Here is a 25,166-nt window from a genome sequence, read left to right on the forward strand (position 1 = left end):
CGCGCTCCCCCGCCTCCGATCCCCCCGCCCCCCCCCCCCCACCCCCCGCCGGCGCCGGCCCGCCCCCCCCCCCCCCCCCCGACTCGTTCACCGGGCGCGGCACTCCCGTCGGGTCGAGCACGAACAGCGCCACCCCGAGCAGGTCGGCGCGGGTCCGGGCCTCGTCGGCGTATCCGGTGAGGGAGAAGTAGACGCAGCGCGCGGACTCCGCCATCGCCGTCAGCCACAGGCACTCCACGTCCCGCAGCGAGGCCGGGCCCACCGTCGGATCCACCTGGACGACGAGGCCGGCCGCGGCCAGCCCGATGCCGGACAGCGGCCGCTGGTCGGCGCGGCGCACGTCCCGGTGCCCCAGCCCGCGCAGATACAGCACGGCCGCGGTGACCGCGTCGCGCGCGGTGCGGATCGGGACCGCCCGGTGGGCCGGGACCCGTGACCCGGGGGCGCGCCCGGACCGGCCCGGGGCCGCGTCGTCCACCGGCACGCACAGCACCGTCCCGCACGGGCACCCCAGCTCCGGCCGCGGCCACCGGCTGCGCTCCCCGCAGGCCGTACAGCGCACCCCGACCCATTCCTCGTCCCACGCCCGGTGGGTGACGGCGGTCGCCCTCCCGTGCGGATCGAGCGCGGGCGCGACCGGCTTCCCGCACACGCAGGGATACGAGGGCGCCGTGTAGCGGTGCCGCCGCCCGCAGGCCGTGCAGCACACCGAGATGGTCTCGGACATGACCCCATCGTCCTCTCTTGACTGCCCTCGGCCGCCCACTTACATTACTTCCAGATCGTAGAAAACAAATTTCGCTATACGGAAGTTGCTACGGAAGAAGCTCACCGCGGGGCGCGACGGGAGTGCGAATCCGACAGCCGGAGCAGGAGTACTCGATGGCTCGTATGACCGCTGCCCGAGCGGCAGTTGAGATTCTCAAGCGCGAGGGCGTCACCGACGCGTTCGGTGTGCCGGGCGCGGCGATCAACCCCTTCTACGCGGCGCTCAAGGCGTCCGGCGGCGTCCAGCACACCCTCGCCCGCCATGTCGAGGGCGCCTCGCACATGGCTGAGGGCTACACCCGTACCCACCCCGGCAACATCGGTGTCTGCATCGGCACCTCGGGACCGGCCGGCACCGACATGATCACCGGCCTGTACTCGGCGATCGGCGACTCCATCCCGATCCTGTGCATCACCGGCCAGGCGCCGACCGCGGTGATCCACAAGGAGGACTTCCAGGCCGTCGACATCGCCTCGATCGCCAAGCCGGTGACCAAGATGGCCGTCACCGTTCTGGAGGCCGCGCAGGTCCCCGGCGTCTTCCAGCAGGCGTTCCACCTGATGCGCTCGGGCCGCCCCGGTCCGGTCCTGATCGACCTGCCGATCGACGTCCAGCTCACCGAGATCGAGTTCGACCCGGAGACCTACGAGCCGCTCCCGGTCTACAAGCCGGCCGCGACCCGCGCCCAGATCGAGAAGGCGATCGGCATGCTCAACGCCGCCGAGCGCCCGCTGATCGTGGCCGGCGGCGGTGTCATCAACGCCGACGCCGCCGACCTGCTGGTGGAGTTCGCCGAGCTGACCGGCACCCCCGTCGTGCCGACCCTGATGGGCTGGGGCCTGCTGCCCGACGACCACGAGCTGAACGCCGGCATGGTCGGCCTCCAGACCTCGCACCGCTACGGCAACGCGACCTTCCTGGAGTCCGACTTCGTCCTCGGCGTCGGCAACCGCTGGGCCAACCGCCACACCGGCAAGATCGACGTCTACACGGAGGGGCGGAAGTTCGTCCATGTCGACGTCGAGCCGACCCAGATCGGCAAGATCTTCGCTCCGGACTACGGCATCGCCTCCGACGCCAAGGCCGCGCTGGAGCTGTTCGTCGAGGTGGCCAAGGAGCTGAAGGCGGCCGGCAAGCTGCCCGACCGCTCCGCGTGGGCGGCGTCCGCGCAGGAGAAGAAGGCCACGCTCCAGCGCCGTACGCACTTCGACGACATCCCGATCAAGCCGCAGCGGGTCTACGAGGAGATGAACAAGGCCTTCGGCCCGGAGACCCGGTACGTCTCCACCATCGGCCTCTCGCAGATCGCCGGCGCCCAGATGCTGCACGTCTACCGCCCGCGGCACTGGATCAACTGCGGCCAGGCGGGCCCGCTCGGCTGGACCGTCCCGGCCGCGCTCGGCGTCGCCAAGGCCGACCCGGACGCCCAGGTCGTGGCGCTCTCCGGCGACTACGACTTCCAGTTCATGATCGAGGAACTGGCCGTCGGCGCGCAGCACAAGATCCCGTACGTGCACGTCCTGGTCAACAACTCCTACCTGGGCCTGATCCGTCAGGCGCAGCGGGCGTTCGAGATCGACTTCCAGGTCAACCTCGAGTTCGAGAACATCAACTCGCCCGAGCTGGGCGTCTACGGCGTCGACCACGTCAAGGTCGCCGAGGGCCTGGGCTGCAAGGCGATCCGGGTGACCGACCCGAGCGAGCTGGGCGCGGCCCTGGAGCAGGCCAAGAAGCTCGCTGCCGAGCACCGGGTGCCGGTCGTCGTCGAGGCGATCCTGGAGCGCGTCACCAACATCTCGATGTCGGGCACCAACGACATCTCGAACGTGGTGGAGTTCGAGGAGGTCGCGACCGAGCCGGGCCACGCCCCGACCGCGATCCGCACGCTGAAGGTCTGACCCTCCGCGGTACACCGAGAGCGGCCCGTTCCTGACGGACGGGCCGCTCTCTCGTGCGTGGCGGTGAAATGCACGGCGCGGCCCCGCTCAGTCGGATCCGCCGCCCGTGCCGCCGCCGCAGGAGAAGGCGCCCGACGCGCCGCTCGGGCCGCCACGCGGCGCGTGCCGCCGCAGGCCGCGGTCCGCCACCTCCGCCCGTTCCACCAGACCGGCCCTGAGGGCGAAACGGGGCAGCAGGAGGAGCAGCGCCGCCTCGTCGTGCAGGGCGACGGCGAGCAGCCGGTCGTCGGCCGTCAGACCGCGCCGGCTGCCGGGCAGCGGGTGCCGCTCCCGCAGGTCCCGCACGCGGCGGCGGGCGGCGCGGGTCGGGCCGAGCAGCGGGTAGCGCAGCAGGCCGTCCTCCGCGAGCGGGATCCGCATCAGCGCCACCGCCAGGCGGACGTCCGGGTGCCGGGTCAGCCTCCGGACGCCCAGCGGCTCCTCCAGGCTCCTCCGCACCGCCTCGGCCAGCGGCGGAAGGGGCGTCGCGGCCGTCCCCGGCTCCGTCGGCAGCGCCCGTACGGTGCCCGGCGGACCGGGCTCGACGGCGCCCCGCAGATACAGGTCCACCACCGCCACCGTGACGGCGGCGCGCGGCCCGCCCCGCAGCAGCGCCACCTCGTGCGGCTCCAGCCGGAACGTCCCGTCCTCGTCCATGACACCACCCCCGTGCCCCCGTGTTGCCGGGGTTGTGCCCGCCCCGGGGGGTGCCTACGCCCGGGTCAGTCCCCGTGGTGCTCGTGCAGCCCCGGCCACTCGTCCGGGCCGCCGCCCTGCCACTGGACCAGGTCGCTGTCCTCGACGTCGGTGACGTACAGGTCGGCCAGGCGCAGCAGTTCGGCGACGTCGTCGATGTGCGAGGCGACGCCGAGCGTCTCGTCGCCGGAGGTGACCCGGCGGGAGCCGTCGAGGGCGGGGGAGTGGACGACGATGTGCGGATGCTCCGGTGGATGTGCCATACCTTCAGGCTGCTGCGGCGGCGCCGGGCGCGCACCCTGGGCGAACGCCGGAAAGCGCCGGATGCGGGACCGTCCGCATCCGGCGCTCTCCAGCCGGTGAAGGTTCTTCACGTGGTGTCCGTCCGGCGGCGCGAGGCTGGGCGCGACAGGTCGTTCGCGCCGCCGGACGGAGTCTTGGGGCCTCTGGGGAAAGCAGAGGCGTGGTGTGGCTGGGACCGCGGCGGTGCGACGGGCCCGGAGCGCGCCTCCCCTCAGGTCGTAGGAGGACGTCCGTGCCCTTCACCACCGCACTGGCTCGCCTGCCGCCGCGGTCCTCGCCCTGCCCGCGCCGGCACCGGGCACTCACCCCTCATCCGGGCTGCTCGGTGCCTGCGCGGGCCGCGCACACGGTCCCGGCCTCCCCGCCGGGTTCCGTGCGCGAGCCGGTGGGTCAGTCCTCGCGCAGGGCGCGGACCGCCTCCTCGACGCGCTTGCCGTACTCGGTGTCGGCCGCGTGGAAGTGCGCGAGGTTCTTCTCGACCACGTCGTTGCGCGAGACCTGGGACAGGCCGCCGGCGATGGTCGCGACCAGCCTCTTCTTCTCGTCCTCGGACATCAGCCGGTACAGCTCACCGGCCTGGAAGAAGGGGTCGTCCTTGGTGTGCTGCGGCGCCTCGTGGCTGCCGGTGTGGCCGGAGACGGCGAGCGGTGCGGCCAGCGGGCGGCCGGTCTCCACCGGGCCGTCGTACGAGTTCGGCTCGTAGTTCCTGGCGTCACGGCCCTGCGCGTTGGACGCCATGAGGCCGTCGCGGCCGTAGTTGGCGGCGCCGCCGGGCACGGCCTTCGGGGCGTTCACCGCGAGCTGGGTGTGGTTGACGCCCAGCCGGTAGCGGTGCGCGTCGGCGTAGGCGAACAGGCGGCCCTGGAGCATCTTGTCGGGCGAGGGGCCGATGCCCGGTACGAAGTTGTTCGGGGAGAAGGCGGCCTGCTCGACCTCGGCGAAGACGTTGTCCGGGTTGCGGTCGAGCACCAGGCGGCCCACGCGGCGCAGCGGGTAGTCGCCGTGCGGCCACACCTTCGTCACGTCGAACGGGTTGAAGCGGTAGTTCGCCGCCTCGGCCACCGGCATCAGCTGCACGTGCAGCGTCCAGGACGGGTACACGCCCCGCTCGATGGCCTGTACCAGGTCGGTCTGGTGCGAGGTCGGGTCCTGCCCGGCCTGCTCGGCCGCCTGCTCGGCGGTCAGGCAGCGGATGCCCTGGTCGGTCTTGAAGTGGTACTTGACGAAGTACGACTCGCCCTTGGCGTTCGTCCACTGGTAGGTGTGCGAGCCGAAGCCGTCCATGTGGCGGTAGGACGCCGGGATGCCGCGGTCGCCCATCAGCCAGGTCACCTGGTGCGTGGCCTCGGGGGAGTGCGCCCAGAAGTCCCAGACGTTGTCCGGCTCCTGGCGGCCCGAGAACGGGTCGCGCTTCTGCGAGTGGATGAAGTCGGGGAACTTGATCGGGTCCTTGATGAAGAACACCGGGGTGTTGTTGCCGACGAGGTCGTAGTTGCCCTCCTCGGTGTAGAACTTCAGCGCGAAGCCGCGCGGGTCGCGGACCGCGTCCGCGCCGCCGAGCGAGTCGGCCACGGTGGAGAAGCGCAGGAAGACCTCGGTGCGCTTGCCGACGGCGCTCAGGAAGTCGGCGTGCGTGAAGCCGGTGACGTCGTCGGTCACCTCGAAGTGGCCGTAGGCGCCGGAGCCGCGGGCGTGCACCACGCGCTCCGGGATGCGCTCGCGGTTGAAGCGCGCGAGCTTCTCGATGAGGTGCTGGTCCTGGATCAGGAGGGGGCCGCCGATGCCGGCGGAAGCGGAGTTCTGGTTGTCGGCGACCGGGGCGCCGGACTCGGTGGTGAGCACGCGCTGCGACATCGTGGACCTTCCGTGGTCTTCCGTGCGAGATTCAGCGGAAACATGTTTCCGCTTCGTGGAGCCTAGATTTGGGGCGAAGCCACGTCAACAGTTTGTTGAAGTGGTTCCGGGTGGCGCCGCCGCTCGGGCGCGACAGGACAGGTGTCAGCGACGGCGCCCCCCGGAGGTCTGGTGAGGTGCGGCGGTCAGACCTGGGCGCCGGACAGGCGCTCCACGGCCCGCAGCAGGGCCGAGTGGTCCAGGCCGCCGTCACCCTGGGCGCGCAGCGAGGCGACCAGCTGGGCCACCACGGCGCCGACCGGCAGCGCGGCGCCGACGTTGCGGGCGGCGTCGGTGACGATGCCCATGTCCTTGTGGTGCAGGTCGATGCGGAAGCCGGGCTTGAAGTCACGGCCCAGGAAGTTGTCCTTCTTCCGCGTCAGCACGGTCGAGCCGGCCAGGCCGCCGTTGAGGACGTCGAGGGCGGCCTTCAGGTCCACGCCCGACTTCTCCAGGAAGACCACGGCCTCGGCGCACGCCTGGATGTTCACGGCGACGATGAGCTGGTTGGCGGCCTTCACGGTCTGGCCCGAGCCGTGCGGGCCGCACAGCACGATGGTCTTGCCGAGCGCCTCCAGGAGCGGCTTGGCCTCGTCGAAGTCGGCCTGCTCACCGCCGACCATGATGGACAGCACGGCCTCGATGGCGCCGGCCTCGCCGCCGGAGACGGGGGCGTCCAGGACGCGGATGCCCTTGTCCTTGGCGGCCTTCGCGAGGTCCACCGAGGTCTGCGGGGTGATCGAGGACATGTCGACGAGGAGCGCGCCGGACCTCGCGTTCTCCAGGATGCCGTCGGGGCCGTAGGCGATGGCCTCGACCTGCGGCGACGCGGGGACCATCGTCACGACGACGTCGGCGTCGCGCACGGCCTCGGCGATCGAGCCGGCCACGGTGCCGCCGGCGGCGGACAGCCGGTCCAGCTTCTCCTGCTCCAGGGTGAAGCCGGTGACCTGGTAACCGGCCTTGATCAGGTTCTCGGACATGGGGGAGCCCATGATGCCGAGACCGATCCAGGCGACCTTGGGGAGCGTGCTCATGATGGGTACCTCTCTGAAAATCTGAAAGTCGCGAACGTTCCTGCGGGCCGCGCTCAGCGGGCCGCGCGGGCCTCGGCCGGCAGCCAGGAGAAGGACTGGGCGCTGGGGTTGTCGCCCGGCTTGTACTCCAGGCCCACCCAGCCGTCGTAACCGGCCTTGCACAGCTGGTCGAGCAGCTCCTCCAGCGGGAGCGAGCCGGTGCCGGGAGCGCCGCGGCCCGGGTTGTCGGCGATCTGCACGTGGCCGGTCTTCGCGGCGTACGCGTCGATCACCTGCGGCAGGTCCTCGCCGTTCATGGACAGGTGGTAGAGGTCCATGAGGAACTTGGCGTTGCCCAGTCCGGTGGCCTCGTTGACCTGGTCCACGACCGCGATCGCGGCCGGCGCCGACACCAGCGGGTAGAGCGGCGACTCGGGCTTGTTCAACGCCTCGACCAGCAGGATCGCGCCGATCCGGTCGGCCGCGCGGGCGGCGAGGACCAGGTTCTCCAGCGCGAGGCGGTCCTGCTCGGCGGGGTCCACGCCCTCGGCCCGGTTGCCGTAGAGGGCGTTGAGCGCCGTGCAGCCCAGCGACTGCGCGAAGCCGGCGGCCACGTCGATGTTGGCGCGGAACCGGTCCGACTCCTCGCCCGGCACCGACAGGGCGCCGCGGTCGGGGCCCGGCAGCTGCCCGGCGTAGAAGTTGAGCCCGGTGAGCTGGACGCCCGCGTCCTCGATCGCCGACTTCAGGGCGTCGAGCTCGGACTGCTCGGGGGTGGGCGAGTCGATCCAGGGCCACCACAGCTCGACCGCGGTGAAGCCGGCCGCGGCGGCGGCCGCGGGGCGCTCCAGGAGCGGGAGTTCCGTGAAGAGGATCGACAGGTTGACGTTGAAGCGCTGATCTGCGTAGCCCATCGGGTGCCGCGCTCCCTTCCGTTCGAGTGTGTTCCGCATTACGGAAGTTCGTTTCTGCTTAACGGAAGATTGCCGTCGAGGTTCCGGGCTTGTCAAGAGGGGGCGGCGGAAAACGGTCACCCCGCGTTAGGTTGACCGCGTGCGATTGAGAGTGGAGTTCACGACCGAACCCTTCGACCTGGACGAGGCGCCCGCCCACGCGGTGGTGGCCCGCGAGGTCGTCGAGGCCGCCGAGCTGGACGCGGTCGACGTCGGCCCGTTCGGCAACACCGCCGAGGGCGGCGCCGACCAGGTGCTCGGTGCCGTGGACGCGCTGCTGCGCCGGACCCTGGAGGCCGGTGCCACCAGGATCTCGCTCCAGGTCAACGTGGTCGACGCGGTCGGCGCGGGCCGGGACGGGGAGGGCGAGCGGTGACGGGCCCGGGGGAGGAGCCCTTCATCGCGGCGGTGAAGCCCCTGGTCGACGCCATCGGCGGCGAGATGGTCCCGCCCGACGAGGCCGGCCAGGACGACGTGGTGCTCTCCTGGGAGGGCGCCGACGTCGTCGCCGTACGCCTGCCGCAGCTCGCCGACTCCCTGGACCACATCCTGGCGGCCCTGGAGCGCCGGCAGGGCATGCCGTTGGCCGATCTGGACCGCAGGGCCAAGCAGGAGGTGGTGCGGATGCTGGAGGCGCGGGGCGCCTTCTCGGTGCGCCACGGCGTCGAGACCGTCGCGGGCGCCCTCGGCGTCAGCCGCTTCACCGTCTACAACTACCTCAACCGCGAGAAGGGCGCCTGAACCGGGACACCCGTCTGACCAGGCATGACACCGTCGATGACGAGCCGCCGTCCGTTCACCGGGCGGCGGCTTTCGTAACCCCGAATTTTCAACAAAGTGTTGACGGCTTGTTTCCGAGGGCGTTAGCTATCGGCACGCCCGTTCAGCACAAGGCCACGGAGGCTCCCGTGACGTCCACATCCGCGTCGGGCCTGGCCCGATTCAACACCCTCGAGGAGTCCGCGGCACGCGCCGAACTCCACGAGGCGTGCGCCTCCACGGCTTGGGCCCGGCACCTGCTCGCCGCCCGCCCCTACGCCACCCCCGAGGACCTGTACGCCGCCAGCGACGCCGCCATGGCCGCCCTGACGGCCGACGACCTCGCGGAGGCGATGGCCGGGCACCCGCCGATCGGCCGCCCCAAGCCCGGCGACCCGACGTCGTCCCGCGAGCAGGCGGGTATGGCCGGCGCCGCCGAGGAACTCAAGGCGGAGATGCTCGAACTCAACCTGGCCTACCAGGACAGGTTCGGCCACGTCTTCCTCATCTGCGCCACCGGCCGGACCGGCGAGCAGATGCGGGACGCGGTCAAGGAGCGGATCGGCAACTCGCCCGAGCAGGAGCGGGAGATCGTCCGCACCGAGCTGGGGAAGATCAACCGCATCCGCCTGACCCGACTCGTCGAACAGGACGCCTGACCATGAGCACCAGCACCACCGCCTCCGTGTCCACGCACATCCTGGACACCAGCGTCGGCCGCCCCGCCGAGGGCGTCGCCGTCCACCTCTCCGCCCGCTCGGGCGGCGAAGCGGACTGGCAGGCGCTCGGCGGCTCCGCGACCGACGCCGACGGACGGTGCAAGGACCTCCCGGCACTGCCGGAGGGCACCACCCACGTACGCCTCGACTTCGACACCGAGACGTACTTCGCCAAGAAACAAGCCGCGGCCCAGCAGGACGCCCCCGCGCTCCGGGACAGCGAGAACGGCCGGCCCGTGTTCTTCCCCGAGGTCACCATCACCTTCGCGGTGGTGCCCGGCGAGCACTACCACGTTCCGCTGCTGCTCAACCCGTTCGGCTACTCCGTTTACCGAGGGAGCTGACCGAAGCCATGACCCGTTTCGTCCTGGGACAGAACCAGTACGGCAAGGCGGAGAACCGCGTTGTCAAGATCACGCGCGACGGCGACACGCACCACATCAAGGACCTCAACGTCTCCGTCGCCCTCTCCGGCGACATGGAGGAGGTCCACCGCAGCGGTTCCAACGCGAACGTCCTGCCGACCGACACCACCAAGAACACGGTGTACGCCTTCGCCAAGGAGCACGGCATCGAGAGCGCCGAGGACCTCGGCGTCAAGCTCGCCCGCCACTTCGTGGACAACAACGAGCCCATCGGCCGGGCCCGCATCCGCATCGAGGAGTACGGCTGGGAGCGGATCGAGACCTCCAAGGGCGGCGCCCGCTTCGTCGGCTCCGAGGAGATCGCCCACTCCTTCGTCCGCACCGGCCAGGAGACCCGCGTCGCGGAGATCACCTACGACGGCCACGGCATCCAGGTGCTCTCCGGGTTCAAGGACCTCACCGTCCTGAACTCCACCAACTCCGAGTTCTTCGGCTACCTGAAGGACAAGTACACAACCCTCAAGGAGGACTACGACCGGATCCTCGCCACCACCGTCTCCACCTGGTGGCGGCACAACTGGGACGGCGTCGACTCGCACGCCCCGGACTGGGACCGCTCGTACAACGGGGTGCGCAAGCACGCGCTCCAGGCGTTCGCCGAGACCTACTCGTACTCGCTCCAGCAGACCCTCTTCGAGATGGGTGTGCGGGTGCTCAACTCCCGCGATGAGGTCGACGAGATCCGCTTCTCCATGCCCAACAAGCACCACTTCCGCTCCGACCTGTCGCCCTTCGGGATCGACAACGAGGCCAAGGACGGCGCCGTCTACTACGCCGCCGACCGCCCCTACGGCCTGATCGAGGCCACCATCCTGCGCGACGGCGCCGAGCAACTGATCCCGGTCGACATGACCAACCTCTGACGCGGGACGCGCGCCGCCGGCCCGGCCACCGAGGCCGGCGGCGCGCCACACCGGAGGGAACACCATGGCAGTGCCTGCATCGGAGCCGGCGAAAGGCTCCCGTTCCACCCCGCCGGTGCACACCGAGGACGCCGTCACGTCCGTGCACCCGGTGGACGAGAAGCTCCACCCCTCGCGGCTCGTCCCCGCCGCGCTCCAGCACATCGCCGCGATGTACGCCGGCGTCGTCACCCCTCCGCTCATCATCGGCCAGGCCGTCGGACTCGACCTGGAGGGCCGCACCCGGCTGATCGCCGCGAGCCTGCTCATCGCGGGCGTCGCCACCCTGCTCCAGACCCTCGGCGTCAAGGGCTTCGTCGGCAACCGGCTGCCCTTCGTCAACGCGGCCTCCTCGGCCGGCATCGCCCCCATCCTCGCCATCGCCGAGACCAACGGCGGCGGCGGTCAGCTCCCCGCCATCTACGGCGCGGTGATGGTGGCGGGCGTGTTCTGCCTCGCCGTAGGCCCGTTCTTCGGCCGGCTGCTCCGCTTCTTCCCGCCGCTGGTCACCGGCGTGGTCATCACCCTCATCGGCGTCACGCTGATGCCGGTCCCGGTCGCCTGGGCGCAGGGCGGCGACAAGGCCGCCGCCGACTTCGGCTCGATGCGCAACCTCGCGCTCGCCGCCTTCACCCTCGGCGTCATCCTCGTCTTCCAGCGGTTCGGCAGGGGCTTCCTCAAGCAGGTCGCCCTGCTCTTCGGCCTGCTCATCGGCACCCTCGTCGCCCTGCCCCTGGGCATGGCCGACCTCGGCGCCCTGAAGTCCGCGCCGGTCGCCGCGCTGCCCACCCCGTTCGCCTTCGGCGCCCCCGAGTTCCAGCCCGCGGCGATCCTGTCGCTGTGCATCGTGATGCTGGTCCTGATGACCGAGTCGTCCGCCGGCATGCTGGCCCTCGGCGAGATCTGCGACCGCCGCGCCGACTCCAAGGTCATCACCCGCGGCCTGCGCACCGACGGCCTCGCCACCCTGATCGGGCCGGTCTTCGGCGGCTTCCCCACCTCCGCCTTCGCGCAGAACGTCGGCGTCGTCTCGCTGACCCGGGTGCGCAGCCGCTACGTCGTCGCCGTCGCCGGCGCCACCCTGCTGGTCCTCGGCGCCTTCCCGGTGCTCGGCGCGGTCGTCTCCCTGGTCCCGATGCCGGTCCTGGGCGGCGCGGGCATCGTCCTCTTCGGCTCCATCGCCGTCAGCGGCATCCGTACGCTGTCCGAGGCCGGACTGGACGACAGCTCCAACATCATCCTGGTCGCCGTGGCGCTCGGTGCGGGCATCATCCCGCTGGCCGCGCCGGCCTTCTACGCCGAGTTCCCCGCCTGGGCGCAGACCGTCCTCGGCTCCGGCATCAGTGCCGGCGCGCTCGTCGCGGTCACGCTCAACCTCTTCTTCCACCATCTCGGCACCCGGAGCCGCCAGCCGGTTCCGGTACTCAAATCCTCCTAGGGTCCTGCCGTGCCCTCCCCGTGGGTACTCGAATCCCCGCCCACGGGCCCCACTGAAAGACAAGGAAGCAGCATGGCAGCATCATCGGCAGCCGAGCGCACGGTCATCGAGAACTGCGCGATCGCGACCGTCGACGCGGGCGACACCGAGTACGCCTCGGGCCATGTCGTCATCGCCGGCAACCGGATCGAATCGATCGGCGCGGGCCGGGCACCGGAGGGCCTGGAGAACGTCGTACGCCGGATCGACGGGACCGGGCACCTGGTCACGCCCGGTCTGGTCAACACCCACCACCACTTCTACCAGTGGATCACCCGGGGCCTGGCCACCGACCACAACCTGTTCAACTGGCTCGTCGCGCTGTACCCGACCTGGGCGCGCATCGACGAGCCGATGGCCTACGCGGCGGCCCAGGGCTCCCTCGCCATGATGGCCCGCGGCGGCGTCACCACCGCCATGGACCACCACTACGTCTACCCGCGGGGCTCCGGCGACCTGTCCGGCGCGATCATCCGCGCCGCCCGTGAGACGGGTGTCCGCTTCACCCTCGCCCGCGGCTCCATGGACCGCGGCGAGTCGGACGGCGGGCTGCCGCCGGACTTCGCGGTGGAGAGCCTGGACGGCGCGCTCGCCGCCACCGAGGCCACCGTCAAGGAGCACCACGACTCCTCCTTCGACGCGATGACCCAGGTCGCCGTCGCCCCCTGCTCGCCCTTCTCCGTCTCCACCGAACTGATGCGCCAGGGCGCCGAACTGGCCCGCCGCCTCGGCGTGCGGCTGCACACCCACGGTTCGGAGACCGTGGAGGAGGAGAAGTTCTGCCACGAGCTGTTCGGCATGGGCCCGACCGACTACTTCGAGTCCACCGGCTGGCTCGGTGAGGACGTGTGGATGGCGCACTGCGTCCACATGAACGACTCCGACATCGCCGCCTTCGCCCGCACGAGGACCGGCGTCGCGCACTGCCCGTCCTCCAACGCCCGCCTGGCCGCCGGTATCGCCCGGGTCCCCGACATGCTCGCCGCCGGCGTCCCGGTCGGCCTCGGCGTCGACGGCACCGCCTCCAACGAGTCCGGCGAACTCCACACCGAACTGCGCAACGCCCTCCTCATCAACCGCCTCGGCGCCCACCGCGAGGCCGCGCTCAACGCCCGCAAGGCGCTGCGCCTGGGGACCCACGGCGGTGCGCAGGTCCTCGGCCGGGCTGCCGAGACCGGCTCCCTGGAGGCGGGCAAGCTCGCCGACCTGGTGCTGTGGCGGATGGACACCCTCGCCCACTCCGCGATCGCCGACCCGGTGACGGCGCTGGTCTTCGGCGCCGCGGCACCGGTCACGGCCTCGTTCGTGAACGGCCGGCAGATCGTCGAGGACGGCCGCCTGCTGACCGTCGACGAAGACGCCATCGCCCGCTCCACCCGCGACGAGGCTCAGCGCCTGGCGCGGATCACCGCCCAGGCCTGAACACCTCACCACAGCACACCACATGATCTCCGGCCGGGAGGGACGGCTCCCGGCCGGTAGCCGTGGACCCGAGCGGGGCCCACGGCGGCCGACTCCGGGGCGTGCGCGCCCATGCGCGCGCCCCCGGAGCGGTCACCGTTTCCCCAGACGGTCCGTCACGGTCCCGCACGACCATCACCACCAGCACCACCTCCATGACACCCGCGTCGGAGCCGACGCGTAACCGACCGGAGGGACGCCGCCGTGGCCGACCACCCTGTTGACGAGAAACTCCCGCCCCTGAAGATGGCGACGACCGGCCTGCAGCACGTGGCCGCGATGTACGCCGGAGTAGTCGCACCACCCCTGATCGTCGGCGCGGCCATCGGGCTGTCCGCCACCGAACTCACCTTCCTCACCGGTGCCTGCCTGTTCACCGCGGGCCTCGCCACCTTCCTGCAGACCCTCGGCATCTGGAAGATCGGCGCCCGGCTGCCGTTCGTCAACGGCGTCACCTTCGCGGGTGTCGCCCCCATGACCGCCGTGGTCGCCGCCACCGACGACAAGTCCGACGCGCTGCCGATCATCTTCGGCGCGGTCATCGTCGCCGGACTCCTCGGCTTCCTCGCCGCGCCCTTCTTCAGCAAGGCGATCCGCTTCTTCCCACCGGTCGTCACCGGCACCGTCATCACCCTGATAGGCATATCCCTGCTGCCCGTGGCCTTCGGCTGGGCACAGGGACCCAGCCCCGAGGCGGACGACTTCGGCTCGGCCACCAACCTCGGCCTGGCCGCGATCACCCTCGTGATCGTGCTTCTGCTGCGCCGCTTCACCCGCGGCTTCGTCAAGCAGATCGCGGTGCTGCTCGGCCTGGTCGCGGGCACGCTCATCGCGATCCCGTTCGGCGTCACGGACTTCGCCCCGGTCGCCGACGCCGACGTCGTCGGCTTCCCGACGCCGTTCCACTTCGGCGCCCCGCAGTTCCAGATCGCCGCGATCGTCTCCATGTGCGTGGTGATGGTGGTCTCGATGACCGAGTCCACCGCCGACATGCTCGCCCTCGGCGAGATCGTGGACCGCCCGGCCGACGAGAAGACCATCGCGGCCGGCCTGCGCGCCGACACCCTCGGCTCGGCGATCAGCCCGGTCTTCAACGGCTTCATGTGCAGCGCCTTCGCGCAGAACATCGGCCTGGTCGCGATGACGAAGATCCGCAGCCGCTACGTCGTCGCCGTGGGCGGCGGCTTCCTGGTGCTCATGGGCCTGTGCCCGATGGCCGCCTCGCTGATCGCCGTCGTCCCCCGGCCCGTGCTCGGCGGGGCCGGCGTGGTGCTCTTCGGCTCGGTCGCGGCCAGCGGCATCCAGACCCTGGTCCGGGCGAGCCTCGACAAGGACAACAACGTCCTGATCGTGGCGGTCTCGCTGGCCGTCGGCATCATCCCGATCGCCGCCCCGGAGTTCTACCACTCGTTCCCGGAGAACGCGAAGATCATCCTGGACTCGGGCATCTCGACGGGCTGTGTGGCCGCCGTCGTACTCAACCTGCTCTTCAACCACATCGGCGGCCGGGCACGGGAGGCGGAGGACGTGACCCACCCGATGGAGGCGGGAGAGGAGATCACCGAGGCATCCCGGGAACGCGGCCACGCCGTGACCCCCGGCACCTGACACGAACCGGGCCGGCGCCTCTCCCGCAGGGACGCCGGCCCCGTGGCGGGCGGCGGCCGCCTACAGCCCGAAGAGTCCCGGATCCGCGGCCAGTTCCTTGAAGCGCTCCCGCGGATCGGTCACCAGCTTGCGTGCCCGCAGGTCCATGAGGCCGCCGACGCCCTCCACTTCGGCGGCCACGGTCCCGTCCGGCTTGCGGATGATCTGGTGGATGCGGAAGGTCTTGCCCTCGCCCCACTCGAACGCGCAGGTCACCTCGACCTCGTCCCCGGCGAGCAGTTCGCGCTTGAAGCGGATGGTCGTCTCCAGGGCGACCGGCCCCACACCGCGGGCCACCAGATCGGCCTGCCGGATGCCGGCCGCGCCCAGCAGGGACCAGCGGGCGTGCTCGGCGTAGTTCAGGTACACGGCCTGGTTGAGATGGCCCTGCGTGTCGGTCTCGTACCCGCGGACCGTCACGGGTACGGAAAACGGCTCACTCACCGCTGCTGCCTCTCCTCTTGCACGTACGGACTGTCGACGTACGGACTCGTGGCCGTACTGACCGGTCGATCCTGCCACGGTGGGGGAGCGTCACACCTTCCGCGGGGAGGCCAACAGGTAACGGGCCCGGGTGCGCGGTTCGGTGTGCTCGCCGACCTGCCACCCCGCCCGCTCCAGGGTCTGCGCGCAGGCCCGCCGCGCGGTGTCGTCCGGTTCGTGCACGGCGACGGCCTCCGGCTGCGGGGTCGCGCGCACCCGGTACCCGTCGTCGCCCTCCGGGCCCGCCGGACGGTGCCCGGCCGCCTCCAGCGCGAGGGCGGCGGCCCGCACCAGGTGGGTCCGCTCCCACGCGCAGGGCAGCTCCGTACTGCCGTCGGGCCGCGTCATCCGGCGCAGTTCGAGCAGCCCCTGCCAGGCGCCGCGCACCTCACGCAGCCGGGCAGGCCCGACGTCGTCCGGCACGTCCTCCTCGCCGCCCACCCGTGCGGCGAACACGCCCCCGCCGGAGTCGGCGGCCGGAGCGGGCTCCGGGCTTCCCGGCGGGTCCGGCTCGGCGCTCGCGTCCCGTATCCGGTGCCCGGCCGGGGTCAGGAAGTGGTCGTGAGGCGGGCGCGGATGCCGGAAGGCGAGCCCCCGCTTCACCAGCGCCGCGAGCTGTGTCTGCGACCCCCTGAGACGCCCGGTGGCGGGGTCGGCCGCGTCGATGACCCGCCGCTGCGCGGGAGTGGGCGACAGTGCCACGGCGTCCTCCCTTCCCCTCACCGGTGATCACCGGTGACGCCGTCGGTGACGCTCTCGAACACTACGACGGCGGTCTGACATTCCACGCGGCGATCACCGGCCGCGCGTGCTCCGTGCCCAGTCGGCACAGGGTGCCGGTGCCCAGCTGGAACAGCGCCCCGTGCGAGGGCGGCAGCCCCAGGTGGCGTGCGGTCAGCACGCGCAGGAAGTGCCCGTGCGCGACCAGCACCACGCACCCCTCGGTGTTGGCGAACGCCGCCTCCACCCGGGCCAGCACCCGGTCCGCCCGCTCCCCGACCTGTTCCGGGGACTCCCCGGGATGTTCCGGCGGGCCGGGCACGACCCCGTCGCTGAACAGGAACCAGTCCGGCCGCTCCCGGTGAATCTCGACCGTCGTGATCCCCTCGTAGCCGCCGTAGTCCCACTCGTGCAGGTCCGGATCGACGCGCGCCTCGTCCCGCAGCCCGATCAGCTCGGCCGTCTCCCGGGCCCGCTGGAAGGGGCTGACGAAGGCGGCCCCGATCCGGTGCGAGCGGATCAGTGGCACCAGGCTCCGCGCCTGGTCCCGCCCGTGTTCGGTCAGCGGCACGTCCGTCAGCCCGGTGTGCCGGCCCGACCGCGACCACTCGGTCTCGCCGTGCCGGACCAGAAAAAGATCACCCATGTCTCCAGGCTACGGTCCCGGGCAGGCCGTGGCCTCGCGGACCTCGGCCGCGGCCGGCAGCTCGATCCGCACCGTGAGCCCGCCCCGGAGGTTCGCCGCCGCCGTCGCCCTGCCGTGGTGCGCCGAGGCGATCGACCGGACGATGGCCAGGCCCAGACCGTGGCCCGAGCGGTCGCTGCCGACCCGGGGCCGGGCCCGGTAGAAGGGTTCGAAGAGCCGGTCCAGCACGGCCTCGTCGACCGGCGGGCCGGTGTTCTCGACCTCCAGCACCACCCTCCGTGCCGCTCCTTCCCGGAAGACGCGGACCTGGACGCTGCCGTTCTCGGGCACGTTGTGGGCGAGCGCGTTGTCGAGGAGGTTGAGGACGAGCTGTCGCAGCAGCGTGGCGTTGCCGGTGACGTCGTGAAGCTCACGGCCGTCACCGGTGTCCACGTCCAGGCGGACACCGAGCGCCGCCGCCCGCCCGGCGCGCTCGGCGGACGCCGGCTCCACCAGCCCGGCCAGGTCCACCGGGTCCGGGTCGAAGGGGCCGGGGCCCGCCCCGGCCAGGTCGAGCAGGGCGCGTACGACGCCGATGTTGCGTTCGTTGGTCTCCCGCAGCAGCGGAACCAGCTCGGCGAACTCCGCGGGGGTGGGGTCGTCCCCGACGACCTGGAGGGCGGCCCGGGTGGTGGCCAGCGGGGTGAGCAGCTCGTGCGAGGCGTTCGCGGCGAACCGCTGGTGCGCGGTGAACGACTCCTCCAGCCGGGCCAGCATCGTGTCGAAGGTGTCGGCGAGCCGTTTCAGCTCGTCCTCCGGGCCCCGCGCGTCGATCCGGTCCTTCAGATTGCCGTCCGCCGCCTTCGCCGCGGCCTCGCCGATGGTGTGCAACGGGGCGAGCAGCCGCCTGGTGAGCAGCCATCCGGCGCCGAGGCCCAGGGCCGTCACCAGTGTCACTCCGCCGACGGACACCAGCAGGACCGTGTTCCAGACGTCCTCCTTGCTGGAGATGTCGCCGAGGTTCCTGGTCTTGGAGCCCTGCTGGATGTCGGGGCTCGACCCGCCCGTGGGCAGCGTGTCCACGGCCCCGCGCGGGGGCCTGGTGTCAGCGGAGGCGGCGGGGACGATCACGGTCGTGCTGAGGTCGTATGTCGGAAGGAAGCGCATCCCGACGTAGGTGATCGCCACCATCAGCGTGGCGCACACGCCGAGCACCGCCCCGAAGCCGAGGTGGAGACGGGCGCGGATGCCCAGGGCCCGGGGGCGACGGGGGCGGCGAAGGCGGCGGGTGCGGTTCACTCGGACCCCAGGTAGTAGCCGGCGCTGATCGCGGTCCGCACCAGCTGGGGGTCGCCCAGCTTCCGGCGCAGGGTGTGCACGACCAGGCGCACCGCGTTGGTGGAGGAGTCGGTGCAGGCGTTCCACGCCTTGTCCAGGAAGTACTCGGCACTCAGCACCCCGCCGTCGGCCCGCATCAGCAGCTCCAGGACGGTGAGTTCCTTCGGGGTGAGGCGGATCTCGGCGCCCGCGCGGGTGACCCTGCGCCGGTCGGTGTCCAGGCGTACGTCGGCGAAGGCGAGGACGGGGGCGTGAACCGTGGGGCTGCGCCGGTACAGGGCGCGCAGCCGGGCGACCAGCTCGGGGAAGTCGAAGGGTTTGGCGAGATAGTCGTCGGCGCCCAGGCCCAGGCCCTCGACCTTGTCCCCGAGCCGCCCGGCGGCGGTCAGCATCAGGATGCGGCACCCCAGGTCCATGGCGACGATCCGGCGGCACACCTCGTCGCCGTGCACGCCGGGCAGGTCACGGTCGAGGACCACCGCGTCGTAGTCGTAGACGGTGACCCGCTCCAGGGCCGTGGCCCCGTCGTGCACCACGTCGACCGCCACGGCCTCCCGGCGCAGTCCCATCTCCAGGACCCGCGCCATGTACTCCTCGTCCTCGACCACCAGCACCCGCACCCGCGACAACCCTCGCTTCCCACGACTCCCACCCGGTACGGGACCGGTTCTATCAAGCCGCGCATTTGATCCGTGTATGAGCGGCCCGGCACCTGCCGGATCCGGCAAACACCCCTCAAAGCACCGCGCTCCTAGCGTGGATCCCATGAATCTGTTCAAACGAGCCTGGTGGCGGCTGCGCGGTCATCCGGGCAAGACGGTCATGCTCGTCGGCCTGTTCTCCGTCATCTGCACCCTGGTCCTGTCCGGCTTCCTGATCCGGTCCGCCGCGGCCCGCGCCGCCGACTCGGCCAAGAGCAGCGTGGGCGCGGTGGCCACGATGCAGCTGGACGTGGAAGCACTGATCAGCTCGGGCGGAGCGTCGCAGGGCGACGGCGCGCGGCCCGGCACCATCGGACCCGGTGGCGACCTGCGCAGCAAGCTGGTCGACAAGGTCTGCGGGTCGCCAGTCGTGGCGTCGTGCAACTACACCGTGGACAGCGGCGCCGCCCCCACGGACCAGGTCGCGCTGCACCGGCAGGGTGAGCCGCCGGCCGGGCAGGACACCACGGGCACCGACCTCTTCAGGGCGGCCGGTGTCCGTGACCTCGACTCGGTCAAGGAGTTCCGCAACGGCGACTCGAAGATCGTCTCCGGTTCCGGACTCGAACGGGACAGCGCGAGCGACGCGATCGTCGTGGAGGAACGGGTGGCCGAGGACAATGATCTCGAGGTCGGCGACCGAATCAGGCTCAGGGTCGGGGAGATCGACCCCGAGAAGGGCGGCATGAGCACCGAGGAGGTCGAGTTCACCGTCGGCGGCGTCTTCAGGAACGACACCGCCGACACCGGCACCTACGTGCCGGCGATGGCAGATCCGGCGAACCAGGTCTACGTCACCCCGGAGGGCGCGACCCGGCTGCAGGGCAAGGAACCGACCGCCGGCGGAGCCGCCCTCAGGGACGCCACCTTCACCCTGCGCGACCCCGGCGACCTGGGCCGGCTGAAGAAGGACGCGGAAGCGGCCGGCATCGACATCGAGATCTTCCCGCTGAGCGCCAACGACAAGGCGTACCGGACGATGGTCGGCCCCATCAACAAGACCGCGGACTTCGCCACGGTCACCGTCTGGCTCGTCGCGGTCGCGGGCACCGTCATCCTCGCACTGGTCATCGCCTCGAACATGCGGGAGCGGCGCAAGGAGATGGGCATCCTGCTCTCCCTCGGCGAGAAGAAGCCCAAGCTGCTCGGCCAGCACCTGGTGGAGGTCGTCTGCTGCGCGGTCCTCGCCGTCGGCTTCGCGGCCGCCGGGAGCCGGTTCGTCGCCCAGACCGTCGGCGACCGGCTCCTGGCCGACCAGGTCTCGTCGGCCGAGGACGCCGCGGCCAACGAGGGCCCACGGCGTGACCCGTCCGACCCCACGGGACTGACCCACGAAGACCCGGACGGGGCCGAGCCCGTCGACTCGATGGACGTCGAACTCGGCGCGGACGGCATCGGCGCCGTGGGCGCCACCGGCCTCGGCATCGCCGCCCTGGCCACGATCGTTCCCGGCACCCGGATCCTGCGCCTGAACCCGCGCGACATCCTCACGAAGGGCGACTGAGACGTGACCACCACCGAGGCGGGCACCCCGCTCCTGCGGCTGTCCGGAGTGAGCCGCGTCCACCAGTCCGGCAACAGCCGCCGCACCGTCCTCAAGGACGTCGACCACTCCTTCGAGGAGGGCAGGATGTACTCCGTCATCGGCCCCTCCGGCAGCGGCAAGACCACCCTCCTGTCGATCGCCGCGGGTCTCGACTCGCCGACCGCGGGCACGGTCCGCTTCCGGGGCCGGGACATAGCGGAGATCGGCCTGGGCCGGTACCGCAACCGCCACGCGGCCACGGTCTTCCAGTCGTTGAACCTGCTCACCTACATGACGGCCGTGCAGAACATCACCTCCGCGATGGAGATCACCGGGGTGAAGGGCGTCCGGAAGAAGCAGCGCGCCGTCGAACTCCTGGACCTGCTCGGGGTGGAGGCGGCCGACCGGAACCGCAGGACGCCGGCGCTGTCCGGCGGTCAGCAGCAGCGGGTGGCCATCGCCCGGGCGCTCGCCTGCGAGGTCGACGTCCTCTTCGCCGACGAGCCCACCGGCAGCCTCGACCAGGACACCGCCGACGGGATCATCGGGGTGTTCCGGCGGCTGGCGCACGAGGAGGGAAAGTGCGTGATCCTGGTGACCCACTCACGGGCGGTCGCGGAAGCCTCGGACGAGGTGATCCGCCTCAAGCGGGGCAGGCTGACGAAGGCCTGAGCGGCCGCTACTGCCGGTACCCGCCCAGGAACCGGCCGATCCGCCCGATGGCCGCCTCCAGGTCGTCCGCGTGGGGCAGCGTGAGGATGCGGAAGTGGTCGGGGCTCGGCCAGTTGAAGCCGGTGCCCTGGACCACCTGGATCTTCTCCCGGAGCAGCAGGTCCAGGACGAACCTCTCGTCGTCGTGGATGCCGTGCACCTTCGGGTCGATGCGCGGGAAGGCGTACAGCGCCCCCTTGGGCTTCACGCAGGAGACGCCCGGGATCTCGTTCAGCTTCTGCCAGGCCACGTCACGCTGTTCGCGCAGCCTTCCGCCCGGGGCCGTCAGCTCGCGGATCGACTGGCGGCCGCCGAGCGCGGCCTGGATGGCGTACTGCGCGGGCGCGTTGGCGCACAGGCGCATGGAGGCCAGCATCGTCAGGCCCTCCAGGTAGTCCTTCGCGTGCTGCCTGGGACCCGTGACGACCAGCCAGCCGGAGCGGAAGCCCGCCACCCGGTACGTCTTGGAGAGCCCGCAGAAGGTGAGGACCACCAGGTCGGGGGCGAGGGCGGCGGCCGAGTGGTGCACGGCGTCGTCGTAGAGGATCTGGTCGTAGATCTCGTCGGCGAAGACCATCAGGCCGTGCCGCCGGGCGAGGTCGAGGATGCCCTCGACGATCTCCTTGGGATAGACCGCGCCGGTGGGGTTGTTGGGGTTGATGATGACGACCGCCTTGGTGCGGTCGGTGATCTTCGACTCCATGTCGGCCAGGTCGGGGTACCACTCGGCCTGCTCGTCGCAGAGGTAGTGCACCGCCTTGCCGCCGGCCAGGGTGGTCACCGCCGTCCAGAGGGGGAAGTCGGGGGCGGGGATCAGTACCTCGTCGCCGTCCTCAAGGAGCGCCTGTACGGCCATGGAGACCAGCTCCGAGACGCCGTTGCCGAGGAAGACGTCGTCCACGTCGACCTCCAGACCCAGGGTCTGGTAGCGCTGGGCCACGGCGCGGCGGGCGGAGAGGACGCCGCGCGAGTCCGTGTATCCGTGCGCCCGCGGCAGCATGCGGATCATGTCCTGGAGGATCTCCTCCGGCGCCTCGAAGCCGAAGAGGGCCGGGTTGCCGGTGTTGAGCCGCAGCACGCTGTGCCCCGCCTCCTCCAGCGCGTCGGCGTGCTCGATGACCGGGCCGCGGATCTCGTAGCAGACCTCGCTGAGCTTGTTCGACTGCCGGAACTCCATGCGCCGCTTCCCCTCCGGTATCTGGTGTTGCTTGGTTTTACCAAGTAGGAGCTTGGAAAGTCCAACAACTTGTCTACACTGCGTCGCATGTCACCTCGCCGAAGCTACGACCAGTACTGTTCCGCCGCCCGTGCGCTCGACGCCGTCGGCGACCGCTGGACCCTGCTGATCGTCCGGGAGCTGCTCGCCGGGCCGCGGCGCTACACCGACCTGCACGCCGATCTCCCGGGCGTCAGCACCGACGTGCTCGCCTCCCGGTTGAGGGACATGGAGCGCGAGGGGCTGACGGCCCGGCGCAGGCTGCCCCCGCCCGGAGCGGCGTACGTCTACGAACTCAGCGCGCGAGGACAGGAGTTGCTGCCGGTGCTGGAGGCCCTCGGCGCGTGGGGCGCGGGCGAGCTGGGGGAGCGGCGGCCCACGGACGCCCTGCGGGCGCACTGGTTCGCCCTGCCGCTGCTGCGCGCCCTCAGGGAGGCCGGGGCGGCTCAGGGGCTGGTCGAGGTCCGGCTGGAGGAGGGCGACTTCCACCTGTACGCCGGTCCGCGGGGCGACGACGGCTCCGTGTACGGCGACGGGCCGGCGCCCGCTGAACCCGACGCCCGGCTGGTGCTCGACGCCGGGACCTGCGCGGCGCTGAGCCGCGGTGAGACCGGGCTGCGGGAGGCGGTGCGGGAGGGTCTGGTCGAGGTCACCGGTGACGGCACGGCGGCCAAGGCGCTGCGCGAGGGGTGAGACGCCAGGAGTCCCGCCCCGGTGGCGGGGCGGGCCTCCTGAGCGGGCGTCAGACCGTCGGCGGCACCCGGGACGGGCGGCCCGACCCGCGGGTCAGCGCGTAGCCGCCGATGCCCGCGAGCGCGGCCAGCACCGCGCCGACGCCGGTCCACACCCAGCGGTCCGACCACCAGCCCGACGACCAGCCGTCCTCGGGCTCGATCGCGGAGAGCACGGCGCCGCGCTCCTTCCCGTCCTCACCGTCCCCGTCGTCCCCGTCGTCCTCGCCGGACGACACCGCGACGCCCGGCACCAGCGGCTCGGCAAGCGAGCCGTCGACCGCCGCGGCCCCGCCGATGTCCTTCGAGTCCACCCGTACCTCGGTGCCGACCGGGACGCCGAGGTCGGACGTCGGCAGGTTCACCGCCGTCAGCCGGACGTAGTACGTGCCCGGCAGCGGGTCGTTGGCCCACGGCTCCGACCAGGCGCGCACCGTGCGCAGCACGCAGGCCAGCTGCAGGGCGGAGGCGTCCGCGGCGGCGGTGCGGTTCTCGGCGCCCCACTGGCATGCCTGGCGGCGGCGCAGACCGTCGTACACGTCGATCCGCCAGGTCTGTGCCTCGTGCGTCTCGGGCAGCTTCACCGTGGCCCGTACGGTGGGCCGCTGGCCGGCGTCGGCGGGGAACGACCAGTACAGGTAGTCGCCGGCGGAGCCGTTCGCCGTGGCCCGCTGCCCCTGCTCGATCTCGGCCGCCGTACGGAACGACGTACCCGCCTCGGTCGGCGCGCCGCCGTCGTCCGACGGGCTCGCGGAGGGCGAGGGGCCGGCCGCCGCGGGGGCCGCGGCGACTCCCAGCAGCAGCACCGCCGCGCTCAACACTCGGGTGAAACGCATCAGTTGGTCCTCCAGACCGCGAACCGCCAGCGCGACAGCCAGCCCCACAGCAGACCGGCGAGGAAGCCGACGAGCACCAGCACGCCGAGCAGCCACCAGCCCCGGCCGAGTCCGAAGGAGGCCACGTCGTCGGCGTCACTCGGGGCGTCCACGACGTCGACGGTCAGCTCCAGCGGCAGACCGGGCGTGGTCTTCACGCCGGAGGCGACGGAGAAGGAGTGGGTGACCTGGAGGCACACGGCCTCGGCCGCCGAGTCTGCCGAGTCCTCGTCGGAGTCGCTCTCCGCCTTCGGGTACCGCAGCCCCGTCGAGAGCACGTCGGTGCGGCCGTCGCCCGCCGCCTCGCCGCGCACGATCTCGCGCCCGTGCGCCGTCACCGCCCGCAGCAGCACGCCGTGGGACCGGTTCACGGCCCGGTCGGCACCCACGCTCACCGAGGCGCGCACCTCCTCACCGGGCGCCACGTCGACCCGGTACCAGCGCTGCCCGCCGAACTCCGCGCGGTCGGTGTACAGACCCGACTTCAGCGTCGGCGCCTTCGCGCAGGAGTCCGCGCCCTCGGTGGCGACCGGCGTCACCACGGGGTCGGCCGCGCGGTCCACCAACTGGTTGACCTTCTCGGTCAGTTCGTCGGTGTGCTCGACCGACGTGTAGGTGCCGCCGGTCGCCTCCGCGATGCAGCTGAGCTGCTGCCGCATCTTCGCGTTGGGGACCAGGCCCAGCGTGTCGATGGTCAGTCCGATGCCCTCGGCGGCGATCTCGCGGGCCACCTCGCACGGGTCGAGCGGGGCGCAGGTGTCCTCGCCGTCGCTGATCAGCACGATCCGCTTGGACCCGGCGCCGCCGTCCAGGTCGTCGGCCGCCTTCAGCAGCGCCGGGCCGATCGGCGTCCAGCCGGTGGGCGCCAGCGTGGCCACCGCCGTCTTCGCCTCGGTGCGGTCCAGCGGGCCCACCGGGTAGAGCTGGGCGGTGTCCTTGCAGCCTGTTCTGCGGTCGTCGCCCGGGTAGTCGGCGCCGAGCGTGCGGATGCCCAGCTGCACCTCTTCGGGTGTCGCGTCCAGTACCTCGTTGAACGCCTGCTTCGCCGCGGCCATCCGGGTGCCGCCGTCGATGTCCCGCGTCCGCATCGACCCGCTGACGTCGAGCACGAGGTCGACCTTCGGAGCGTCCTCACCCGTGGGTTCACCGGCCACCGCTCCGGCCGGGAACGCCAACCCGGCCGTCAGCGCGGCGAGCAGGGCACAGGTGCCCGCCGCCAGCCGTGTTCTTGTGATCATCGGCGGATCTTATTGACCACTGACGCCCGGCTCCAAAACGAGACCG

The 25,166-nt window shown here is 71.7% G+C and carries 26 protein-coding genes; 12 read left to right on the top strand and 14 right to left on the bottom strand.

Going from position 1 to position 25,166, the window contains the following annotated elements; all coding sequences use genetic code 11:
- A partial coding sequence (locus ACFW01_RS31350) for a hypothetical protein (protein ID WP_384509286.1) occupies positions 1–727 on the bottom strand: 727 nt, incomplete at its 3' end.
- 155 nt (positions 728–882) lie between these two features.
- Between ACFW01_RS31350 and gcl the strand changes: the two genes are divergently transcribed.
- Positions 883–2,667, top strand: coding sequence for a glyoxylate carboligase (gene gcl / locus ACFW01_RS31355; RefSeq protein WP_384509289.1), 1,785 nt, complete (start codon positions 883–885; stop codon positions 2,665–2,667).
- 87 nt (positions 2,668–2,754) lie between these two features.
- Here the strand turns inward: gcl and ACFW01_RS31360 are convergent, their stop codons facing one another.
- The 5 genes from ACFW01_RS31360 to ACFW01_RS31380 all read right to left on the bottom strand — a co-directional run bounded on the left by ACFW01_RS31360 (position 2,755) and on the right by ACFW01_RS31380 (position 7,528).
- Positions 2,755–3,363, bottom strand: coding sequence for a TIGR04222 domain-containing membrane protein (locus ACFW01_RS31360; protein ID WP_384509291.1), 609 nt, complete (start codon positions 3,361–3,363; stop codon positions 2,755–2,757).
- A gap of 65 nt (positions 3,364–3,428) precedes the next feature.
- Complete coding sequence (locus ACFW01_RS31365; protein ID WP_234960994.1) at positions 3,429–3,665, bottom strand: hypothetical protein; 237 nt, start codon at positions 3,663–3,665, stop codon at positions 3,429–3,431.
- A gap of 430 nt (positions 3,666–4,095) precedes the next feature.
- Entirely contained in the window at positions 4,096–5,559 is a 1,464-nt protein-coding gene (locus ACFW01_RS31370; RefSeq protein ID WP_234960995.1) for a catalase, read from the bottom strand.
- Between the two features lie 185 nt (positions 5,560–5,744).
- Positions 5,745–6,635 carry a 2-hydroxy-3-oxopropionate reductase gene (locus ACFW01_RS31375; RefSeq protein WP_234960996.1) on the bottom strand — a complete coding sequence of 297 codons (891 nt, stop codon included), beginning with the start codon at positions 6,633–6,635 and terminating at the stop codon, positions 5,745–5,747.
- A gap of 53 nt (positions 6,636–6,688) precedes the next feature.
- Positions 6,689–7,528 carry a TIM barrel protein gene (locus ACFW01_RS31380; protein WP_384509296.1) on the bottom strand — a complete coding sequence of 280 codons (840 nt, stop codon included), beginning with the start codon at positions 7,526–7,528 and terminating at the stop codon, positions 6,689–6,691.
- A gap of 139 nt (positions 7,529–7,667) precedes the next feature.
- Here ACFW01_RS31380 and ACFW01_RS31385 point away from each other — a divergent pair, with 139 nt between their 5' ends.
- The 8 genes from ACFW01_RS31385 to ACFW01_RS31420 all read left to right on the top strand — a co-directional run bounded on the left by ACFW01_RS31385 (position 7,668) and on the right by ACFW01_RS31420 (position 14,918).
- Positions 7,668–7,943, top strand: a complete 276-nt coding sequence (locus ACFW01_RS31385) for a hypothetical protein (RefSeq protein WP_234960998.1) — start codon at positions 7,668–7,670, stop codon at positions 7,941–7,943.
- On the top strand, positions 7,940–8,308 hold the full coding sequence (locus ACFW01_RS31390; RefSeq protein WP_122618798.1) for a helix-turn-helix domain-containing protein: 369 nt from the start codon (positions 7,940–7,942) through the stop codon (positions 8,306–8,308). Before ACFW01_RS31385 ends, ACFW01_RS31390 begins: the two co-directional genes overlap by 4 nt.
- Positions 8,309–8,475: 167 nt before the next feature.
- Positions 8,476–8,985, top strand: coding sequence for a 2-oxo-4-hydroxy-4-carboxy-5-ureidoimidazoline decarboxylase (gene uraD, locus ACFW01_RS31395; RefSeq protein WP_234960999.1), 510 nt, complete (start codon positions 8,476–8,478; stop codon positions 8,983–8,985).
- A gap of 2 nt (positions 8,986–8,987) precedes the next feature.
- The gene (gene uraH, locus ACFW01_RS31400) at positions 8,988–9,389 is read left to right on the top strand and encodes a hydroxyisourate hydrolase (protein WP_114529923.1); all 402 of its coding nucleotides are present in this window, start codon (positions 8,988–8,990) and stop codon (positions 9,387–9,389) included.
- 8 nt (positions 9,390–9,397) lie between these two features.
- The gene (gene pucL, locus ACFW01_RS31405) at positions 9,398–10,333 is read left to right on the top strand and encodes a factor-independent urate hydroxylase (RefSeq protein ID WP_234961000.1); all 936 of its coding nucleotides are present in this window, start codon (positions 9,398–9,400) and stop codon (positions 10,331–10,333) included.
- A 64-nt stretch (positions 10,334–10,397) separates the two neighbouring features.
- On the top strand, positions 10,398–11,810 hold the full coding sequence (locus tag ACFW01_RS31410) for a nucleobase:cation symporter-2 family protein (RefSeq protein ID WP_384509302.1): 1,413 nt from the start codon (positions 10,398–10,400) through the stop codon (positions 11,808–11,810).
- A 72-nt stretch (positions 11,811–11,882) separates the two neighbouring features.
- On the top strand, positions 11,883–13,271 hold the full coding sequence (locus ACFW01_RS31415; RefSeq protein ID WP_384509305.1) for an 8-oxoguanine deaminase: 1,389 nt from the start codon (positions 11,883–11,885) through the stop codon (positions 13,269–13,271).
- A 243-nt stretch (positions 13,272–13,514) separates the two neighbouring features.
- The gene (locus tag ACFW01_RS31420) at positions 13,515–14,918 is read left to right on the top strand and encodes a nucleobase:cation symporter-2 family protein (protein WP_234961003.1); all 1,404 of its coding nucleotides are present in this window, start codon (positions 13,515–13,517) and stop codon (positions 14,916–14,918) included.
- A 60-nt stretch (positions 14,919–14,978) separates the two neighbouring features.
- Here the strand turns inward: ACFW01_RS31420 and ACFW01_RS31425 are convergent, their stop codons facing one another.
- The 5 genes from ACFW01_RS31425 to ACFW01_RS31445 all read right to left on the bottom strand — a co-directional run bounded on the left by ACFW01_RS31425 (position 14,979) and on the right by ACFW01_RS31445 (position 18,743).
- A complete protein-coding gene (locus tag ACFW01_RS31425; RefSeq protein WP_384509309.1) occupies positions 14,979–15,401 on the bottom strand; it encodes an acyl-CoA thioesterase in 423 nt (140 codons plus the stop codon).
- A 90-nt stretch (positions 15,402–15,491) separates the two neighbouring features.
- Complete coding sequence (locus tag ACFW01_RS31430) at positions 15,492–16,142, bottom strand: hypothetical protein (RefSeq protein ID WP_384509312.1); 651 nt, start codon at positions 16,140–16,142, stop codon at positions 15,492–15,494.
- 61 nt (positions 16,143–16,203) lie between these two features.
- On the bottom strand, positions 16,204–16,806 hold the full coding sequence (locus ACFW01_RS31435; protein ID WP_384509315.1) for a histidine phosphatase family protein: 603 nt from the start codon (positions 16,804–16,806) through the stop codon (positions 16,204–16,206).
- Between the two features lie 9 nt (positions 16,807–16,815).
- Positions 16,816–18,084, bottom strand: coding sequence for a sensor histidine kinase (locus tag ACFW01_RS31440; protein WP_384509317.1), 1,269 nt, complete (start codon positions 18,082–18,084; stop codon positions 16,816–16,818).
- Positions 18,081–18,743 carry a response regulator transcription factor gene (locus ACFW01_RS31445; protein WP_234961035.1) on the bottom strand — a complete coding sequence of 221 codons (663 nt, stop codon included), beginning with the start codon at positions 18,741–18,743 and terminating at the stop codon, positions 18,081–18,083. Before ACFW01_RS31445 ends, ACFW01_RS31440 begins: the two co-directional genes overlap by 4 nt.
- Positions 18,744–18,888: 145 nt before the next feature.
- Here ACFW01_RS31445 and ACFW01_RS31450 point away from each other — a divergent pair, with 145 nt between their 5' ends.
- Both ACFW01_RS31450 and ACFW01_RS31455 read left to right on the top strand, forming a co-directional pair.
- Complete coding sequence (locus ACFW01_RS31450; RefSeq protein ID WP_384509321.1) at positions 18,889–20,328, top strand: ABC transporter permease; 1,440 nt, start codon at positions 18,889–18,891, stop codon at positions 20,326–20,328.
- 3 nt (positions 20,329–20,331) lie between these two features.
- The gene (locus tag ACFW01_RS31455) at positions 20,332–21,021 is read left to right on the top strand and encodes an ABC transporter ATP-binding protein (RefSeq protein WP_384509324.1); all 690 of its coding nucleotides are present in this window, start codon (positions 20,332–20,334) and stop codon (positions 21,019–21,021) included.
- A gap of 7 nt (positions 21,022–21,028) precedes the next feature.
- Here the strand turns inward: ACFW01_RS31455 and ACFW01_RS31460 are convergent, their stop codons facing one another.
- The gene (locus tag ACFW01_RS31460; RefSeq protein ID WP_234961010.1) at positions 21,029–22,237 is read right to left on the bottom strand and encodes a pyridoxal phosphate-dependent aminotransferase; all 1,209 of its coding nucleotides are present in this window, start codon (positions 22,235–22,237) and stop codon (positions 21,029–21,031) included.
- Positions 22,238–22,324: 87 nt separating this feature from the next.
- On the opposite strand from ACFW01_RS31460, the gene ACFW01_RS31465 reads away from it, so the two are divergent.
- Positions 22,325–22,969, top strand: a complete 645-nt coding sequence (locus ACFW01_RS31465; protein ID WP_384509328.1) for a winged helix-turn-helix transcriptional regulator — start codon at positions 22,325–22,327, stop codon at positions 22,967–22,969.
- A gap of 49 nt (positions 22,970–23,018) precedes the next feature.
- Here ACFW01_RS31465 and ACFW01_RS31470 read toward each other — a convergent pair whose 3' ends face one another.
- Both ACFW01_RS31470 and ACFW01_RS31475 read right to left on the bottom strand, forming a co-directional pair.
- The gene (locus ACFW01_RS31470; protein WP_384509331.1) at positions 23,019–23,843 is read right to left on the bottom strand and encodes a hypothetical protein; all 825 of its coding nucleotides are present in this window, start codon (positions 23,841–23,843) and stop codon (positions 23,019–23,021) included.
- Positions 23,843–25,120, bottom strand: a complete 1,278-nt coding sequence (locus ACFW01_RS31475; RefSeq protein ID WP_384509334.1) for a VWA domain-containing protein — start codon at positions 25,118–25,120, stop codon at positions 23,843–23,845. The genes ACFW01_RS31470 and ACFW01_RS31475 overlap by 1 nt, the downstream gene beginning before the upstream one ends.
- Positions 25,121–25,166: the final 46 nt, after the last annotated feature.

This window comes from Streptomyces sp. NPDC058985 (assembly GCF_042740985.1).
GTDB lineage: Bacteria > Actinomycetota > Actinomycetes > Streptomycetales > Streptomycetaceae > Streptomyces.